Origin of the sequence: Streptomyces coacervatus (assembly GCF_029223485.1) — a bacterium.
GTDB classification, from domain to species: domain Bacteria; phylum Actinomycetota; class Actinomycetes; order Streptomycetales; family Streptomycetaceae; genus Streptomyces; species Streptomyces coacervatus.
In genome coordinates this window covers 120,096-134,704 of sequence record NZ_JARHTP010000004.1, presented here as the reverse complement: position 1 = coordinate 134,704, position 14,609 = coordinate 120,096, and the positions used below count along the sequence as shown (strand labels likewise).

Annotated in this window: 11 protein-coding genes and 1 pseudogene; 9 read left to right on the top strand and 3 right to left on the bottom strand. The window is 69.0% G+C overall.

The features are described 5' to 3' along the window. Positions 1-23: 23 nt before the first annotated feature. A complete protein-coding gene (gene rhaI / locus P2Q00_RS11470; protein WP_275772075.1) occupies positions 24-1,184 on the bottom strand; it encodes an L-rhamnose isomerase in 1,161 nt (386 codons plus the stop codon). Between the two features lie 261 nt (positions 1,185-1,445). On the opposite strand from rhaI (P2Q00_RS11470), the gene P2Q00_RS11465 reads away from it, so the two are divergent. After that, on the top strand, positions 1,446-2,744 hold the full coding sequence (locus tag P2Q00_RS11465; protein WP_275772073.1) for an MFS transporter: 1,299 nt from the start codon (positions 1,446-1,448) through the stop codon (positions 2,742-2,744). Then, on the top strand, positions 2,744-5,377 hold the full coding sequence (locus tag P2Q00_RS11460; RefSeq protein ID WP_275772071.1) for a glycoside hydrolase family 78 protein: 2,634 nt from the start codon (positions 2,744-2,746) through the stop codon (positions 5,375-5,377). Before P2Q00_RS11465 ends, P2Q00_RS11460 begins: the two co-directional genes overlap by 1 nt. A 14-nt stretch (positions 5,378-5,391) precedes the next feature. On the opposite strand, the gene P2Q00_RS11455 is transcribed toward P2Q00_RS11460, so the two are convergent. After that, positions 5,392-6,267, bottom strand: coding sequence for an NAD(P)H-binding protein (locus P2Q00_RS11455; RefSeq protein WP_275772069.1), 876 nt, complete (start codon positions 6,265-6,267; stop codon positions 5,392-5,394). Positions 6,268-6,447: 180 nt separating this feature from the next. On the opposite strand from P2Q00_RS11455, the gene P2Q00_RS11450 reads away from it, so the two are divergent. The 3 genes and pseudogenes from P2Q00_RS11450 to P2Q00_RS50735 form a co-directional block, all read left to right on the top strand. Then, positions 6,448-7,311, top strand: a complete 864-nt coding sequence (locus tag P2Q00_RS11450) for a LysR family transcriptional regulator (protein ID WP_275772066.1) — start codon at positions 6,448-6,450, stop codon at positions 7,309-7,311. A 5-nt stretch (positions 7,312-7,316) separates the two neighbouring features. Beyond that, positions 7,317-7,679: a YciI family protein gene (locus P2Q00_RS11445; protein ID WP_275772705.1), complete on the top strand. Its 363-nt coding sequence runs from the start codon at positions 7,317-7,319 to the stop codon at positions 7,677-7,679. Between the two features lie 237 nt (positions 7,680-7,916). Beyond that, positions 7,917-8,018, top strand: a pseudogene (locus P2Q00_RS50735) (SAM-dependent methyltransferase); the annotation flags it as partial. Between the two features lie 433 nt (positions 8,019-8,451). Here the strand turns inward: P2Q00_RS50735 and rhaI (P2Q00_RS11435) are convergent. Then, complete coding sequence (rhaI, locus tag P2Q00_RS11435) at positions 8,452-9,612, bottom strand: L-rhamnose isomerase (RefSeq protein ID WP_275772064.1); 1,161 nt, start codon at positions 9,610-9,612, stop codon at positions 8,452-8,454. A gap of 271 nt (positions 9,613-9,883) precedes the next feature. On the opposite strand from rhaI (P2Q00_RS11435), the gene P2Q00_RS11430 reads away from it, so the two are divergent. From P2Q00_RS11430 to rhaS, 4 genes are all read left to right on the top strand, one after another. Then, positions 9,884-11,401 carry a sugar ABC transporter ATP-binding protein gene (locus P2Q00_RS11430; protein ID WP_275772062.1) on the top strand — a complete coding sequence of 506 codons (1,518 nt, stop codon included), beginning with the start codon at positions 9,884-9,886 and terminating at the stop codon, positions 11,399-11,401. Further along, positions 11,398-12,438, top strand: coding sequence for an ABC transporter permease (locus tag P2Q00_RS11425; RefSeq protein ID WP_275772060.1), 1,041 nt, complete (start codon positions 11,398-11,400; stop codon positions 12,436-12,438). The genes P2Q00_RS11430 and P2Q00_RS11425 overlap by 4 nt, the downstream gene beginning before the upstream one ends. Beyond that, complete coding sequence (locus P2Q00_RS11420; RefSeq protein ID WP_275772058.1) at positions 12,431-13,405, top strand: ABC transporter permease; 975 nt, start codon at positions 12,431-12,433, stop codon at positions 13,403-13,405. The genes P2Q00_RS11425 and P2Q00_RS11420 overlap by 8 nt, the downstream gene beginning before the upstream one ends. A gap of 121 nt (positions 13,406-13,526) precedes the next feature. Then, on the top strand, positions 13,527-14,606 hold the full coding sequence (gene rhaS / locus P2Q00_RS11415; RefSeq protein WP_275772056.1) for a rhamnose ABC transporter substrate-binding protein: 1,080 nt from the start codon (positions 13,527-13,529) through the stop codon (positions 14,604-14,606). The last annotated feature ends 3 nt before the right edge of the window (positions 14,607-14,609 follow it).

Below are 14,609 nucleotides of genomic sequence, written 5' to 3'. Positions count from 1 at the left end.
GCGGGTGTGCGAGGGCAGGGGAGTCAGGCGCCCCAGCCGGCCTGGGTGCCGCCGACACGTTCGGCGGTGATGTGCTGCTGCCATCCGGAGCGGTGGTAGGCGGCGATGGGGTCGGGGTCGAGCCCCGTCTCCTGGCGGACTTCGGCGAGTAGTGGCCGTACGTCGGTGTTGTAGGCGTCCATGAGCGCCGCGTTGGCTTCGAGGACGTCGCCCGAACGCTGTGCCACGGCCAGCGCGTCCCGGTCCACGAGCAGTGCTTTGGCGGTGGCTTCCTGGACGTTCATCACGGAGCGGATGATGGCGGGGATCTTGGCTTCGATGTTGTGGCACTGGTCGAGCATGAAGGCGACGTCGGACGTGTACCCGCCGCCCCGGATCACCTCGTACATGATGCGGAACAGTTGGAAGGGGTCGGCGGCGCCGACCATGAGGTCGTCGTCGGCGTAGAAGCGGGAGTTGAAGTCGAAGCCGCCGAGTTTGTTCTCGCGCAGCAGGGTGGCGACGATGAATTCGATGTTGGTGCCGGGTGCGTGGTGTCCGGTGTCCACCACGACCTGCGCCTTCTCGCCCAGTTTGAGGCAGTGGGCGTAGGCGGTGCCCCAGTCGGGAACGTCGGTGGCGTAGAAGGCGGGCTCGAAGAACTTGTACTCCAGCAGCATCCGCTGCCCGTCGCCGAGCCGGGCGTACACCTCGGCCAAACCCTCGGCGAGCCGGTCCTGCCGCTGGCGGAGGTCGTCCTGTCCGGGATAGTTCGTGCCGTCGGCGAACCACAGCTTCAGATCCCGTGACCCGGTGGCGTCCATGATGTCGACGCATTCCAGCAGGTGATCCAGCGCTTTGCGCCGCACGGCTGCTTCCGGGTGGCAGATGCTGCCCAGCTTGTAGTCGTCGTCCTGGAAGGTGTTCGAGTTGATCGCCCCGAGCGAGACCCCCAACTCCCGTGCGAAAGCCGCCAGTTTGCCGTAGTCATCCACCTTGTCCCACGGAATGTGCAGCGCGACCGTCGGCGCCACGCCAGTGAACTCGTGCACCTTTGCCGCGTCCCGCAGCTTCTCCCAGGGATCGCGCGGGACGCCAGGCTGGGCGAAGACCTTGAACCGTGTACCGGAGTTGCCGTAGGCCCACGAAGGGGTCTCGATCTTCTGGGCCGCGAGTGCTGCCTTGGCGGCGGACGGGTCTGGCATGACCACCTCTGAACGCTGTTTGAATCGTTTCAGGGAACCTAGCTCCAGCGCAACGACGGCGTCAAGACGTCGGCGCGTCCGCCTCCGGGTCGGTCGAGGAGAAGTGATGCCAACCGTGCCCGAACCCTTGACGGGGAGCCGAAGCGGCCTCACGATGCCGTGAAACGTTTCACGGTTTACTCAAGGACTGGTTACACGTGTCACCACTGGCGCGTCACCCAGCCTCTCCGTCCCCAATCTCCGCTCCGAAAGGCCGCCTTGATGAGCAACGACGCCATCTCCAGCAGGCCCGCCAAACCCCGGGTGACCCGCGCCCAATGGCGCCTGGCCGTCCTCTCCGGCATGGCCTCCTACCTGGACTCGGGCATCATCGTCTCCTCCGGCCTGTCACTGGGCCTGTGGCAGAGCCGTTTCCACCTCTCCTCCTGGGGCCTCGGCGCGCTGAGTGCGGCGCTGACCTTCTCCATCGCCGTAGGCTCGCTGATCGGCGGCCGCCTCGCCGACCGCTTCGGCCGGGCGCGCGTGTACGGGATCGACATCCTCGTCTACGCCATCGGCGCCGCACTGCTGGTCGTCGCCCCCAACAGCGCCTTCCTCTTCGCAGGCATGATCATCGGCGGTCTCGCGGCCGGCGCCGACCTGCCGACCTCGCTCGCCATGGTCTCCGAGCACTCCCCGCGCTCGGTACGCGGACGTCTGATCGGCGCGACGCAGACCATGTGGGTCGTCGGCATCACGGCCGCGATCGTGATCGGCTTCGGCACCTCGACGCTCGGCTATCTCTCCGCTCAGCTCCTCTTCGCCCACCTCGCCGTCGTGGCCCTGGTCAGCTGGGTGCTGCGCAACCGCATGCGGCTCTCTCCCGTGCTGGAGGAGGCCGAGCGCGGCGGCGGTGGCGAGGGCATCGACGCCACGGCGCTGCGCCGCCTCGGCGCGAAGCCGATCCTCGTCCCGCTCCTCGCGACGGGCGGCTTCTACCTCGCCTGGAACCTCGCCGCCAACACCATGGGCCAGTACGGCACGTACTTCCTGACCACCGTCAGCGGGGCCTCGCAGACCCTCGCCACGGGGATGGGCCTGGCCGGCCTCCCCATCGGACTGCTCTGCTCGCTCGCCTTCGTTCGGCTGGCCGACACCCCCTGGCGCGACCGGCTGTTCTACGTCTGCGCGGTGCTCCAGGTCCTTGCCTTCGCCGTGGCCGCGGCGACCGGCGGTGCCGTGATCGCGGCGATGGTGTTCTTCCTGCTCCTCTACAACGTCGTCAACCAGTTCGCCGGCGAGGCCAATTACAAGATCTGGTCCCAGGAGGCGTTCCCCGAGGAACTGCGCGCGACCACCCAGGGACTGACCTACGGCCTCAGCCGTGCCCTGTGCGGTCTCGCCGGCCTGGCCACCCCGACCCTGATGGCGGCGAGCGGCTCGGCCGTCCTGTGGATCACCACGGTGTGCGTGGCCGTGTCCGGTCTGATGGGTGTGTGGGTCGTCCGCAGCATCGCTCCGCAGGGGCGGGGTGCGGTGGCAGGGACCACATCCTCCGTCCGTGAGAAGGAAGCGATCTGATGCGCGTCACCGCTCCCGTTCTGGAACACCACCGCGAGCCGCTCGGCATCGGCGAGTCCCGCCCGCGCCTGAGCTGGCGCACCGAGACGGACATACCGGGCTGGACGCAGCAGGCGTACCGGCTGGAGATCACCGGTGCGGACGGCGCCGTCCTCATCGACACCGGGCGCGTCGAGAGCGCAGACTCGGTGCTGGTGGCCTGGCCGGGCGAGGCGCTCGCCTCCCGCAGCCGGGTCGGGGTGCGCGTGCAGGTGTGGGGCGAGGAGGCCGAGCCGTCCGCCTGGTCGCCGCTCACCTGGGCGGAAACGGGACTGCTGGCCCGTACCGACTGGACCGCCCGCCCCGTCACCCCCGACCGCGAACCAGCCGACGCCCCGCTCCCGGTGGCACTGCTGCACCGCACCTTCACCCTCGACAAGGCGATCGCGTCGGCCCGCCTGTACATCACCGCGTACGGTGTCTACGAAGCCGAGATCAACGGCACCAGGGTGGGTGACCATGTCCTCGCCCCCGGCTGGACCTCGTACCACCACCGCCTGCGGTACCAGACCTTCGACGTGACGGGACTGCTCCGCGAGGGCGACAACGCGATCGGCGCGCTCCTCGGCGAGGGCTGGTACACGGGCCGGCTCGGCTTCCACGGCGGCCGGCGCAACCTCTACGGCGAACACCGCGCCCTGCTCGCCCAGTTGGAGGTCATTCACCCGGACGGCAGCATCACCACCGTCGGCACCGACGAGGCATGGCGCGCCACGACCGGCCCGATCCTGCGCTCCGAGCTCTACGACGGCGAGGCGTACGACGCCCGTTCGGCCCGCCCCGGCTGGTCCGAACCGGGCCACGACACCTCCGACTGGCCGATGGTCTCCGAACTCCCGCTACCCGAGGCCGAGTTGGTGGCCCCGACCGGCCCGCCCGTGCGCCGCACCCAGACCCTGGCTCCCGTCGACGTCATCACCACACCGTCCGGAAAGACCGTTCTCGATTTCGGGCAGAACCTGGTCGGACGCCTGCGCATCCGCGTCTCGGGCCCGGCCGGCCACACGGTCACCCTGCGGCACGCGGAGGTCCTGGAGCACGGCGAACTCGGCGTACGACCCCTGCGCCAGGCCGCCGCCACCGACACCTGCACACTCGCCGGCGCGGGCGAGGAGACGTACGAACCGCGGTTCACCTTCCACGGATTCCGCTATGCCGAAATCGATAACTGGCCCGGCGAGTTGGACCCGTCCGCCGTCGAAGCCGTGGTCCTGCACACCGACATGACCCGCACGGGTTGGTTCGAGTCCTCGCACGAGCTCGTCAACCGCCTGCACGAGAACGTCGTCTGGGGCATGCGCGGCAACTTCCTCGACATCCCGACCGACTGTCCGCAGCGCGACGAACGCCTCGGCTGGACCGGCGACATCCAGGTCTTCGCCCCCACCGCCTCCTTCCTCTATGACTGTTCGGGCATGCTCGGCGGCTGGCTGCGCGACCTCGCCGCCGAACACCTGGCCCGGGCCGACGGCGCACCGCCGCTGGTCGTCCCCGACGTGCTGCCCTTCGACTTCGGCGGCACCCCGCACGCCGTGTGGGCCGACGTCGCCGTGCTGCTGCCGTGGACGCTGTACCGGCGCTTCGGCGACCTGGAGGTGCTGCGCACCCAGTACCCGAGCATGCGCGCCTGGGTGGAGACCGCCGCCCGCCTCACCGAGAAGGGCGGCGGACTGTGGCGGCAGGACTTCCAGCTCGGCGACTGGCTCGACCCGGCCGCCCCGCCGGACGCTCCGGGAGACGCCCGTACGGACGGCGATCTCGTCGCCAACGCGTACGGCGCCCGCTCGGCCGACGTACTCGCCGAAACGGCGCGTCTGCTGGGGGAGAAGGACGACGCCGTACGGTACGAGGAGCTCGCGCGGTCGGTACGGGCGGCTTTCGCCGACGAGTTCGTCACCCCGGGCGGGCGGCTGTCCAGCGACGCGCAGACCGCGTACGCGCTCGCCCTGTGCTTCGCACTGCTGCCGACGGAACGGCAACGCCGGGGAGCTGCCGAGAGGTTGGCTCTCGTCGTGCGCAAGGCGGGCTTCCGCATCGCCACCGGATTCGCCGGTACGCCGCTGATCTGCGACGCGCTGTGCGCGGGCGGTGAGCCCCAACTCGCTTACCGGATGCTCCTGGAGGAAGGCTGCCCGTCCTGGCTGTACCCGGTGACCATGGGGGCCACCACCGTGTGGGAGCGCTGGGACTCGATGCTGCCCGACGGGAGCATCAACCCCGGTGAGATGACCTCCTTCAACCACTACGCCCTCGGCGCCGTCGCCGACTGGCTGCACCGCACGGTCGCCGGTCTCGAAGCCGCCGAACCGGGCTGGCGGCGGCTTCGCATCGCGCCGGTTCCCGGCGGCGACCTCACCTTCGCGAAGGCCGCCCATGACACGCCGTACGGGCGTGCCGAGGCGGGCTGGCGGATCGAGAACGGCACGCTCGTCGTGGAGGTCCTCGTGCCGCCGAACACCCGGGCCGAAGTCCAACTCCCCGGTGACGGCGAGCCGTTCGAGGTCGGATCGGGCCGCCGTACGTTCCGGCGGCCGTACACCGCCCCCGCCTGGCCGCCGGCCGCGATCCGGCATCCCTTCGCAGGGCCGGAGTAGCGACGGGACGGTGCTCAGGCCAGGAAGGCGGGCCTGAGCACCTCCTCGCACCACTGGCGGAAACCGGTCGGCCCGGGCTGCGACGTGCGGTGCTGCTCGTCGTAGGCCCCGGCGTTCTGGGCGACGGCCATGTCGATCAGGCCCTGCGCCCACGCCTCGCTCGCCCCGTGCTGCATCGCCGTCGCCCGGTACGCCTCCATGCCGACCTGCTGATAGCGGACCGGCCGGTCCAGCACCTCGGAGACGACCTGCGCCATCCCGTCGGGGGTCAGGGCGTCGGGGCTGACGACCGGGACACCGCTCTGCCCGCCCCATGAGTCGTCGAGCAGCAGCTCGGCCGCCTTCGCCGCGATGTCGCGCGTGGCGACGGACGGGAGCACGCGATCCCCGAACTGCGGCCAGAAGAACGCACCCTGGTTCCTGATCGCCTCGACCTGCCAGAGCAGGTTCTCCATGAAGGCGGGAAGCTGCAGCGCCCGGAAGCTCACCCCTGTGTCCTCGATCATCCTGTCCTTGGCCACGGATGCCGACAGATGCCCCGCGTTCTTCTCGATCCCGCTGCCCATCGTCGAGACGGCGACCACCCGCTTGACGCCGTGGCTGCCGATCGCCTGACACGCCGCCCGCGTGTAGTCCACATAGTGGTCCTCGACGCTCTCCGCGCGCTGGTCCGGCGGCACCACCCAGAACACGGCATCCGCACCCGCGAAGGCCTCCGTGACGACATCGAGGTCACGGTGCGACCCCTGGACGACCTCGACGCGTTCCCGCACACGCGGGGGCAGCCGGGAAGGGTCGCGAACGATCACACGAATCGGCTGCTCGCTGCCGAGCAGACCGTCGACGACCTGCCGGCCGATCTGACCGGTGGGCGTGGTGATGACAAGCATGGAAAGGCTCCAAAAGGGCTGGCTGGTAAGGCGGTTGAGACCCCTCGGCCGCTGGTTGAACCAGATGGACGGACCGGGGCACCGCGTGCTTCGATCCTGCGGTGCGCCCGTGCAGGACGGAAGGATCACCGAGATCCCGCTTGTTACCCTCTGGGTAATACCGAACGGAGGTGCCGGGTCGTGGAATCCCGATCACTGCGCTACTTCGTCGCCGTCGCCGAAGAACTCAACTTCGCCCGCGCCGCCGAACGGCTGGGCATCTCCGCCCCGCCCCTGTCCCGCGCCATCCGCAATCTCGAAGCCGACCTGGGCGTCACCCTCTTCGAGCGCACCACCCACAGCGTCGAGCTGACCACCGCCGGCACGGTCCTGCTCGGGGAGGCCCGGATCGCGCTCGACGCCCTGCAGGCGGCCGGACGCCGGGCACAGCGCGCCGCCGCCCCCGAGGCGAAGCTGGTCCTGGCCATCAAGGCCGACGGCGACGGGGGCCTGCTGGAACCCATCCTGGCTCGCTACGCGACCGAGCCCGCCGCCCTACCCGTCACGATCCGCCTCGCCGGCTGGGGCGACCAGGCGCGCCTGCTGCGCCAGGGCGAGGCGGACGCCGCCCTGATCTACGAACCGTTCGACCACACGGGCCTGGACAGCGAAACGGTCACCGTCGAACCCCGCCTGGCCGCCCTCCCGGCCACCCACCCCCTGGCCGCCCGCGACCACCTCACCCTCACCGACCTGGCCATCCCCGACGTCGAGCCCGGCCGCCTCGACGGGCTGACCCGCTACCTCGAGACGATGGTCGAGCGCCACCGCATCGCCGACCTGCCGCAAGTGCTCACGCTCGTCGAACTGGGCGAGATCGTGACCTTCCTCCCCGAATCCGTCACTGCCCGGTACCCCCGCCCAGGCGTCGTCTACCGCCGACTCCCGGACACCCCACCGGCGACCCTGTCGATCGCCTGGCCCCAGCAGTCCCGCTCGACGGCCACGGCCGCACTGGTCCGCGCGGCGACATCGGTGATGCCCGAGGCAGGGGTGGTCGCGTGAAGTACATGGTCCTGATGTACGCCGATCCCGCGGCGACCGCGGCGATGACCGCCGCCGAACGCGCGGAGGTCTTCCGCAGACACGAAGCGCTCCACCAGGACCTGGAAGGCACCGGCGAGATGCTGAACGGAGCCGGGCTGGCCTACCCGGGGGACACGAAGACCATCCGGTGGCAAGACGATGGATCGGCCTCGACCGCGACGGACGGCCCGCTGGCGGACACCACTGACCACCTGACCGCGTACTACGTGATCGACTGCGCGACCCCGGAACGAGCGCGGGAGATCGCCGAACGCGTCCTGGACTTCCATGTCGTGGCGGTGGAGCTGCGGCCTGTCCACGACTCGTTCGGCATGGGCGAAACCTGACCGAACGGGCCGGCATCCACTAAGCCGCTCCCCACACAGAGCCCATTCGCATTCTGACTGGCATGGCCATCTACGACACGCTCGGGACGGCATACGGCCGCAGCCGGCAACCGGCCCGCGGATCGCCGCGCACATCCACGCCGCGCTGGGAAACGCCGCGGACGTGATCAACGTAGGCGCCGGCACCGGCTCCTACGAGCCACGCAGACAGTTCTCGCCGTCGAACCCAGCCAGGTCATGATCGCGCAGCACCCACCCGGGTCGGCGTCCGCCGTCTGCGCGGTCGCCGAACACCTTCCCGTGCGCGACAACGCCGCCGACACCGTCATGGCGCTGCAGACCATCCACCACTGGACCGACCCGAGGGCCGGAATCGCCGAACTCCGCCGGGCCGCCCGCCGCCGCATCGTGATCCTGACCTGGGACCAGCAGATCTTCCGCGACCAGTTCTGGCTCGTACGCGAATACCTCCCACAGGCCGCCGCCTTCGACGACACCCGCGCCCTGCCGATGGACCGGCTGGCCGGCCTGCTCGGCGGGGCGCACCAGAAGCCCGTCCCCGTCCCGCACGACTGCACGGACGGCTTCGCCGCCGCGTACTGGCGCCGCCCCCACGCCTACCTGGACCCCCAGGTTCGGTCCGGAAATCTCCCTGCTCTCCCAGACCGGAGAACCGCCCTCGCACCGGGCCTGGCAGCCCTCACCGAGGACCTGGCAACGGGCCGCCGGCACACCCGTCACGCCGGCGGATCCGGTAGACCAGATGCAGCGTCTATGCCCCCCACCCGGCCTGCTGCCCGCCGACTCGCTCTTCGGCGATCTTCTCGGCCCATCCGGAGCGGTGGTAGGCGGCGATGGGGTCGGGGTCGAGCCCCGTCTCCTGGCGGACCTCGGCGAGCAGCGGCCGTACGTCGGTGTTGTAGGCGTCCATGAGCGCCGCGTTGGCTTCGAGGACGTCGCCCGAACGCTGTGCCACGGCCAGCGCGTCCCGGTCCACGAGCAGTGCTTTGGCGGTGGCTTCCTGGACGTTCATCACGGAGCGGATGATGGCGGGGATCTTGGCTTCGATGTTGTGGCACTGGTCGAGCATGAAGGCGACGTCATCCGTGTACCCGCCGCCCCGGATCACCTCGTACATGATGCGGAACAGCTGGAAGGGGTCGGCGGCGCCGACCATGAGGTCGTCGTCGGCGTAGAAGCGGGAGTTGAAATCGAAGCCGCCGAGTTTCCCCTCCCGCAGCAGGGTGGCGACGATGAACTCGATGTTGGTGCCGGGTGCGTGGTGCCCGGTGTCCACCACGACCTGCGCCTTCTCGCCCAGCTTGAGGCAGTGCGCATAGGCGGTGCCCCAGTCGGGAACGTCGGTGGCGTAGAAGGCGGGCTCGAAGAACTTGTACTCCAGCAGCATCCGCTGGCCGTCGCCGAGCCGGGCGTACACCTCGGAAAGCCCTTCGGCGAGCCGGTCCTGCCGCTGGCGGAGGTCGTCCTGTCCGGGATAGTTCGTGCCGTCGGCGAACCACAGCTTCAGGTCCCGTGACCCGGTGGCGTCCATGATGTCGACGCATTCCAGCAGGTGATCCAGGGCCTTGCGCCGCACGGCTGCTTCCGGGTGGCAGATGCTTCCCAGCTTGTAGTCGTCGTCCTGGAAGGTGTTCGAGTTGATCGCCCCGAGCTTCACACCGTGGTCCTCGGCATACTTCGCCAAGGCACCGTAGTCGTCCACCTTGTCCCACGGAATGTGCAGGGCAACCGTCGGCGCCACACCCGTGAACGCGTGCACCTGGGCGGCGTCGGCCAGTTTCTCCTGCGGAGTGCGGGGGACGCCTTGCTGCGCGAACACCTTGAAACGGGTCCCCGAGTTCCCGTACGCCCACGACGGCGTCTCGACTGCCTGGGTCTTCAGCGCGGCCTTCACCGCGGCGAGCTCGGTCACTTCAGGGCTCCTGTGACGTCCGGCCGGAACGGCCTACGGATGAATCGATTCAGGACGGGAAGCTTAGAGCTCCCCGTAGGGGTGTCAAGCTTTCCGGCAAAGGCTGTTGCCCGTGGCCCGACCGTGACCTTTGGCTCTCGAAGGGCTCTCGAAATTTTTTCGGGGCCCACCCATTGACGTGACATGGCCGACGCGCCTAACGTCCCGGCAACCAAGTTGAAACCTTTCACGACGTCGTGAGCCCCTTGTCGGCGTCGTCGAGGAGCCCCTCATGACCCACCCGTCCGACACGGGTCCGGCCCCGGTGCTGGCGCTCGAGGACATCTCGAAGTCCTTCGGCGCGGTACGCGCCCTGCGGGACGTCTCCCTGGAGTTGTTCCCCGGCGAGGTGCACGCACTCGCCGGAGAGAACGGCGCGGGCAAGTCGACCCTGATCAAGACCCTTGCCGGCGTGCACCGGCCCGACGCCGGCCGGGTGCTGCTCGACGGCGAGCCCGTCGTCTTCCACGGGCCCGGCGACGCCCGCGACGCCGGCATCGCCGTCATCTACCAGGAGCCCACACTCTTCCCCGACCTTTCGATCGCCGAGAACATCTTCATGGGCCGCCAGCCCCGGCGCGCCCTCGGCCGTATCGACCACAAGGCCACCCACGCAGCGACCCTGGCCCTGATGAAGCGCCTCGGCGTCGAACTCGACCCCGACCGCCCCGCCCGCGGCCTGTCCATCGCCGACCAGCAGATCGTCGAGATCGCCAAAGCGCTCTCCTTCGAGGCCCGCGTCCTGATCATGGACGAGCCTACGGCCGCGCTCACCGGAAGCGAGGTGGCCCGCCTCTTCGGCGTCGTCCGCACCCTGCGCGAACAGGGCGCCGCCGTGCTGTTCATCTCCCACCGGCTGGAGGAGATCTTCGAGATCTGCCAACGCGTCACCACCCTACGCGACGGCGCCTGGATCTCCAGCGAGCCGATCGACGGCATGACCGAGGACGATCTCGTACGGCGCATGGTCGGCCGGGACTTGGACGAGCTGTATCCCAAGCAGGACGTCAAGCCCGGTCAAGTCGCCCTGAGCGTACGGCGATTGACCAGGGAAGGCGTCTTCACGGATGTCTCGTTCGACGTGCGGCACGGCGAGATCGTCGGCCTCGCCGGGCTCGTCGGCGCCGGCCGTACGGAAGTCGCCCGGGCCGTCTTCGGGATCGACCGCTGGGACGGCGGCGAGGTCGAGGTCCAGGGGCGCAGGCTCACCAACGGCGCTCCCTCCACCGCCATGGCGGCCGGGCTCGCCCTCGTGCCCGAGGACCGCCGCGCCCAGGGCCTGGTGATGAACATGTCCATCGAGCGCAACATCGGCCTCACCGGTCTGCGTACGACGGTCAGGGCGGGCCTCGTCGACCGGGGCGCCGAACGCAGCCGCTCCCTCGACTGGGCCGTCAAGCTCCAGGTCAAGTACGCCAGGATCGCCGACACGGTCAACACCCTGTCCGGCGGCAACCAGCAGAAGGTGGTCCTCGCCAAGTGGCTCGCCACCGGCCCCCGGGTGCTGATCGTCGACGAGCCCACCCGCGGCATCGATGTCGGCACCAAGGCCGAAGTGCACCGGCTGCTCGGCGAGTTGGCCGCCGACGGCGTCGCAGTCCTGATGATCTCCTCCGACCTGCCCGAGATCCTCGGCATGGCCGACCGTGTGCTCGTGATGCACGAGGGCCGCCTCACCGCCGAGATCCCACGCGCCGAAGCCACCGAGGAAACCGTGATGGCCGCAGCCACCGGGAGGGCCGCCGCATGACGGTGACCGCTACCGACGAAACCCCCATCGCCGAGGTGCCGAAGTCCAGTGGCACCCGGCTCGTCGACCGCGTCTTCAAGATGCGCGAACTCGCCATCCTGGCCGTCTTCCTGGTGATGATCGCCATCACTCAGGCGGGCAACAGCGAGTTCCTGTCCGAGCAGGGCATCAAGGACCTGCTCCTGAACGCGACCATCCTGGTGCTGGTCGCCACCGGCCAGTCCCTGGTGGTGATCACCCGGAACGTCGACCTGTCCGTCGGCTCGACCCTCGGCATCAGCGCCTTCGCCGCGGGCGACTATCTGCACGGCGGCGGAAACGGGGTCGTGGCCGTCGTACTGGCGGTGCTGATGGGCATCGGCTTCGGCCTGCTGAACGGGCTGCTCGTCAGCCTCGGCCAGGTGCCCGCCCTCGTCGTCACCCTGGGCACGCTCTACATCATCCGCGGCCTCGACTCCATCTGGGTCGGCTCCCGGCAGATCACGGCGGCCGACCTCCCGGGCGGCTTCGTGGACTTCGGCTCCGGCGGCATCTCCGCGGTGCCCTGGCTGGCGCTGATCGCGCTCGCGGTGCTGGTGGCGACGGCGTACTACCTCAAGCACTTCGGCAGCGGGCGCGAGCTGTATGCGCTCGGCTCCAACCCGGAGGCCGCCCGGCTCGCCGGCATCCCCGTCCGCAAGCGGATCCTCGCCGCGTACACCTTCTGCGGCGGCCTCGCGGGCCTCGCGGGCGCGATGTACCTGGCCCGCTTCGGCAACGTCGACTCCGGGACCGGCACCGGCTACGAACTCACCGTCGTCAGCGCGGTCGTGGTCGGCGGCGTCGTCTTCACCGGCGGCTCCGGGAGCGTGTACGGGGCCGCACTGGGCGCCTTGCTGCTGACCTCCATCAACAGCGTGCTGCCCGCCCTCGGCGTCAGCTCCGTGTGGGTGCTCGCCATCAACGGCATCCTGCTCATCCTCGCCATCGCGGTCGACCGGGTCGTCGCGCTGCGGGTGGCCTCCGCCCTGAAGAAGAGGAACGCTCGCCATGCCTGAGTCCCTGACGCGTGCGGTCCGTTGGGACACGGTCGTCGGTGCGCTGCTGGTTGTTCTGCTGCTGTTGTCGTTCTCAACGGTCGACGGTTTCGGGAACGCGCTCAACCTGTCCTTCCTGATCGGAAACACGCTGCCGATCGCACTGATCGCTCTGCCGATGACGCTTCTGGTCGTCTCCGGTGAGATCGATCTGTCCGTCGCCTCGACGGCCGGTCTGTCGGGCGCGGTGATGGGCAAGCTGTGGAACGAGGGCATGGCGATCGAGACGATCATCCCGCTGTGCCTGCTGCTGGGTGTGGTGTGCGGGCTGGTCAACGGGCTGCTGGTGACCCGGCTGGGACTGCCGTCCCTGGCCGTCACCATCGGCACGCTCGCCGCCTACCGGGGCATCGCACAGATCGTGCTCGGCTCCAATGCGGTGACCGACTTTCCCACGCAGTACCTCGACTTCGCTGCGGGGCGGATGGGGGACACCTTCCTTCCGCAGGCCTTCCTGCCGTTCCTCGTGCTTCTCGCAATCGCCGTCGTCGTCCTGCACGCCACCCCGTTCGGGCGGTCGTTGTTCGCGATCGGTGCGAACGAGGAAGCCGCGCGGTTCGCCGGGATCCGCGTCAAGCGGCACAAGTTGATTCTGTTCACGGTGACGGGGCTGATGGCGTCGCTCACCGGTGTGTTCTGGGCCCTGCACTATGCCAGTGCGCGCTATGACAACGCGACAGGGCTCGAACTCTCCGTCGTCGCCGCGGTGTTGCTCGGCGGTATCGATTTCGACGGCGGTAAGGGGACGTTGGGCGGTGCGGTTGCGGGTGTCTTTCTGCTCGGGGCGCTGCAGAACGTGATGAGTCTGCTCAATGTTTCTGCGCAGTCGCAGATTGTCGTCACCGGTGTGTTGCTTGTCGTGTCCGTGCTCGGGCCTCGGGTTGCGCGCCAGATTTCCATCGCGAGGGCGGCTCGTACCGCCGGATAGGTCGTTTGTTGGCTGCGGGCCGGATGTGGCTGGTCGCGCCCGCGCGGTGGAACCGCAAATTCAATACAGCCCCGCGCCCCTGAAGGGGCGCTTCACTCACCTCTCGTAATAAGGAACCGTCATGCGCAAGTCATCCCTCCGTCGTACCTGTGCGGCCCTTGCCGCCGTGACCTCCCTCGCCCTTGCCGCGACCGCCTGTGGTGGGACCACCAAGAACAACTCCAAGAGCGACGACGCGGCGGCGACCTCGACCGCGAAGGCCGACCCCAACGCCGCCCTCAAGAAGGGGCTGACCGTCGGGTTCCTTCCCAAGCAGGTCAACAACCCGTACTTCACTTCCGCCGACAAGGGCGGCGAGAAGGCGCTCACCGAACTGGGCGGCACATACAAGGAAGTCGGCCCGTCCAGCGCCACCGACACCGCCGGCCAGGTCTCCTACGTCAACACGCTCACCCAGCAGCAGGTCAACGCGATGGCCGTCTCCGCGCAGGACCCGGGCGCCCTGTGCACCGCGCTCAAGCAGGCGATGAAGAACAACATCAAGGTCGTCACCTACGACTCCGACACCAAGGCGGACTGCCGCAACGCCTTCGTCTCGCAGGCCAGCGCCGAGGACCTCGGCCGCACCGAGGTGCAGCTGCTCGCCGAGCAGATCGGCTACAAGGGCCAGATCGCGATCCTGTCCGCCGCCCAGACGGCCACGAACCAGAACACCTGGATCGGGTACATGAAGGACGAGCTGAAGCAGGACAAGTACAAGAACATCAAGCTGGTCAAGGTCGCGTACGGCAACGACGACGCCCAGCAGTCCTTCCAGCAGACCCAGGGCCTGCTCCAGCAGTACCCGAACCTCAAGGGGATCATCTCCCCGACCACCGTCGGCATCAAGGCCGCCGCACAGTACCTGTCCGGCTCCAAGTACAAGGGCAAGGTCAAGCTGACCGGCCTCGGCACCCCCAACGACATGCGCAAGTACGTCAAAAACGGCACCGTCGACGCCTTCGAGCTGTGGGACCCGGCGAAGCTCGGCGACCTCGCCGCCCGCACCGCCGTTGCGCTGGCCTCCGGGCAGATCACCGGCAAGGAGGGCGAGACCTTCAAGGCCGGCGACACCGAGTACACGATCGGAAAGGACGGCGTGATCAACTTGGGCAAGCCCACCGTGTTCAACGCGAAGAACATCGACCAGTTCAACTTCTAGTCA

Coding starts and splice junctions, on each gene's coding strand:
- rhaI (WP_275772075.1), bottom strand. CDS start 1,184: ATGCCAGACCCGTCCGCCGCCAAGGCAGCACTCGCGGCCCAGAAGATC.
- P2Q00_RS11465 (WP_275772073.1), top strand. CDS start 1,446: ATGAGCAACGACGCCATCTCCAGCAGGCCCGCCAAACCCCGGGTGACC.
- P2Q00_RS11460 (WP_275772071.1), top strand. CDS start 2,744: ATGCGCGTCACCGCTCCCGTTCTGGAACACCACCGCGAGCCGCTCGGC.
- P2Q00_RS11455 (WP_275772069.1), bottom strand. CDS start 6,267: ATGCTTGTCATCACCACGCCCACCGGTCAGATCGGCCGGCAGGTCGTC.
- P2Q00_RS11445 (WP_275772705.1), top strand. CDS start 7,317: ATGGTCCTGATGTACGCCGATCCCGCGGCGACCGCGGCGATGACCGCC.
- P2Q00_RS11430 (WP_275772062.1), top strand. CDS start 9,884: ATGACCCACCCGTCCGACACGGGTCCGGCCCCGGTGCTGGCGCTCGAG.
- P2Q00_RS11425 (WP_275772060.1), top strand. CDS start 11,398: ATGACGGTGACCGCTACCGACGAAACCCCCATCGCCGAGGTGCCGAAG.
- P2Q00_RS11420 (WP_275772058.1), top strand. CDS start 12,431: ATGCCTGAGTCCCTGACGCGTGCGGTCCGTTGGGACACGGTCGTCGGT.
- rhaS (WP_275772056.1), top strand. CDS start 13,527: ATGCGCAAGTCATCCCTCCGTCGTACCTGTGCGGCCCTTGCCGCCGTG.